Genomic DNA, 2,649 nt, shown 5'->3' with positions numbered 1-2,649 from the left:
AAACAGCTATGATGTTATAATTTACAAAAATGTTAATTTTTTGTGTCCATGTTTATATTACCGTTATTTAATATTTTATACTCAATATTTTGTAGTGCTTCTCTCATTTTAATAAAATCAATTTTACCAGGACCATAATAATCATGTACAACTTTTTTGGATAATTCATATAAATTATTTTCGTTTTTGGTTCATATATTATAATTTGATGATGCTGTTAGAGCAGACATTGTAATAATGCTATCTAAACCCTTTGCATAAATATCTTTTTCAATTCCATTAAAACTGAAACAATACCTGCAACTGCTGGTGCAGAAAAACTTGTACCATTTAAGTATTTATTATCACTATCTGAAAAATCATCTGGTGCTACAACATTAATTTTTTTACCTGTTTTACTTCTTCATGAACTAAATTCTTCCAAAAAATCATTATTTCTTATTGCGCCAACCACTATTGAATTATATGATAAACCATCACCTAAAAGACTTTTTTATAAACATCAGAATATTTTTTGTCTTCTAAATTGCCAGAAGCAATAAAAAATGTAACTTCATTTTTAGTATTTTGTGATAAAGAATCAAGATATTTAGAGGCTCAATTATATTCTGATTCATTACTTAAGTAGTAACTAAGATTTATAACCTTAACTCCATTCTTCATTAATCATTCTATTTCATGAGATGAACCATTATAACTAAAAGATCTTATTCCATATAAATGTGTATAAGCATTTATACCATTTTTTCCACCAATAACAGATGCAACTTTTGTTGCGTGATCCCCATAATTATTATTAAATCACCAAAATCTTTCTTTATTGTCAATTAAATGAATATCTTTTTCATCAGAAAAATATTCACTCTTTTTTTCTATTTTACCATCATCAAGCACACCAACTTTTATTCTTTTACCCATATTTTTTTTATTTTCTAATATCGATAAAATTTTTTGTCTTTCTTCATAATTAAAATTCATTACATTGAATGTATTGCTGTTTTTATTATCTATAACAAAATTATTAACTGAACTTTTATTTTTTTTAAAAGAATTGTCTTTATAATGATTCGAATAAACATTATTAACATTAAAATAAGTTTTAATTTCTTTTAAAATTTTTTCTTTTTCATAAATATTTATGTCTTTAAATTTCAAAAAAATAAAATTTGTATATTCACTTACAAAATATGATTTATTTTTATGATTAAATTTTGATACAAATTTTTCTATATTTTGTATTTTTGTTAAATAGTCTTGATTAGTTGAATTAATTCATTCAAAAGAAAAGTTTGCATCAAGTTTTTTTCATCTTTCATAAGCGAACTATTATAAGAAGAAATTACATTAGTTGCTAAAATAATATTTTTTAATAAATTTAATTTCATTTCACCTTTCTAAATATTTTTATTCTTATTAACAGAATAAATTTTAATTATAAACATAAAATATTTCTAAAATTTTTATGTTAAAATAACAGATTTTGTGAAATAACCTCAATTTTGTTGTACCTTAATTCACATTGATTTCTCATTCCTGAGTTTCCCGGTTGTAAAATAACAAAAACTTTTAGACCTATACAGTATGTCTAAAAGTTTTTTAAATTAAAATTTACTATATATTTTTAATAAATGCTTGTATATTACTATATAAATCTCATGTTTCAGAGAATGAATCATTGTCATTTTTTTTCTTTTTTAATTATTTTGTTTGTTGTTAAATCTGTTGTTGCTATAAAGTTTAAATCCTTAAATATCTTTATAATTATATCTTCTGTTAATTTTCCGATAATACCATAATTATCATAGAATCTTTTCAACATTAAAAGTAATATTTTAAAATAAATAATGAGATAAAACACAATAAAAGATGTCCTTGAATATGGTCATCAGTAAAGACATACATGGTCTTATTGCTTGATTGTTTTTAAGTGTTCTAAAATTTTCTTCTATTTTCATTGATTGGAATAAATATCAATAATATCTATTCCAGAAACTTCTGTTAGTGAAGTCTCGTTAACATAAAGACCATCATATTTTTTATCTTCTTCAATTTTTTCGGTATCTAAAACATAAGTCTCTTTTTTAATCGTTTGAAAAATTTCATTTTCTTATAACCAACCATTTGCTTTTCACTAACATAACCTTTAGAATCTTGCATTTTTACAAAATTATTGATTAATATTTCTCTGTTTAATTTGTCTAATTCTTTTCTTTTTTCACTTAGTGTAACCACTTGTTTTCTTTTATAAACAATTGGATTTTTTCTATCTTGAGAAACAGTCATAAATCTTTCTTTATAACTTAGTGTGTTATTTATTTTTTGATAATCAGTTTCATCTAATAAATATTCCTTAAATTTTTTTCATGATGCTTTTGCGCGATAAGAAATAATAAAATCAATATTATTACTTTCTAAATGTTTTATGTTTTAAGTGAACTCATTCCCTATCTGCAATAACAATCATTTTTTATTAGGGAATAATTATCTAAATTCATTAAAAACGGAATCAGTGTTTTAACATCACTTGTGTTCCCGGGAAATACTTTATAAAAAATAGGAATTCCACTAATATCACAGGCCATACCAACAACAATTTGAACTTCTTTAAATTTTCCATCCTGCGTTTCCCAGAATCTCTAAAAATAGTTA

Annotated in this window: 6 protein-coding genes; all 6 read right to left on the bottom strand. The window is 22.7% G+C overall.

Annotated elements, in window-relative coordinates; all coding sequences use genetic code 4:
• Positions 1-32 precede the first annotated feature (32 nt).
• The 6 genes from T405_RS03495 to T405_RS03775 all read right to left on the bottom strand — a co-directional run bounded on the left by T405_RS03495 (position 33) and on the right by T405_RS03775 (position 2,283).
• On the bottom strand, positions 33-230 hold the full coding sequence (locus T405_RS03495) for a hypothetical protein (RefSeq protein ID WP_036431329.1): 198 nt from the start codon (positions 228-230) through the stop codon (positions 33-35).
• Positions 231-244: 14 nt separating this feature from the next.
• Positions 245-472, bottom strand: coding sequence for a S8 family serine peptidase (locus T405_RS03490; protein ID WP_258408971.1), 228 nt, complete (start codon positions 470-472; stop codon positions 245-247).
• Between the two features lie 8 nt (positions 473-480).
• Positions 481-1,155: a S8 family serine peptidase gene (locus T405_RS03485; protein WP_036431323.1), complete on the bottom strand. Its 675-nt coding sequence runs from the start codon at positions 1,153-1,155 to the stop codon at positions 481-483.
• Between the two features lie 89 nt (positions 1,156-1,244).
• Positions 1,245-1,385: a hypothetical protein gene (locus T405_RS03915; protein ID WP_156951260.1), complete on the bottom strand. Its 141-nt coding sequence runs from the start codon at positions 1,383-1,385 to the stop codon at positions 1,245-1,247.
• A 257-nt stretch (positions 1,386-1,642) separates the two neighbouring features.
• Positions 1,643-1,819 carry a hypothetical protein gene (locus T405_RS03910; protein ID WP_156951259.1) on the bottom strand — a complete coding sequence of 59 codons (177 nt, stop codon included), beginning with the start codon at positions 1,817-1,819 and terminating at the stop codon, positions 1,643-1,645.
• A 242-nt stretch (positions 1,820-2,061) separates the two neighbouring features.
• Positions 2,062-2,283: a hypothetical protein gene (locus T405_RS03775; RefSeq protein ID WP_051619567.1), complete on the bottom strand. Its 222-nt coding sequence runs from the start codon at positions 2,281-2,283 to the stop codon at positions 2,062-2,064.
• Positions 2,284-2,649: the final 366 nt, after the last annotated feature.

It is taken from the genome of Mycoplasmopsis felis ATCC 23391 (genome assembly GCF_000701865.1).
Taxonomy (GTDB): domain Bacteria; phylum Bacillota_I; class Bacilli_A; order Mycoplasmatales; family Metamycoplasmataceae; genus Mycoplasmopsis; species Mycoplasmopsis felis.
Note: the sequence above shows the minus strand (reverse complement) of the source record. Positions and strands in the feature narration are given on the sequence as shown.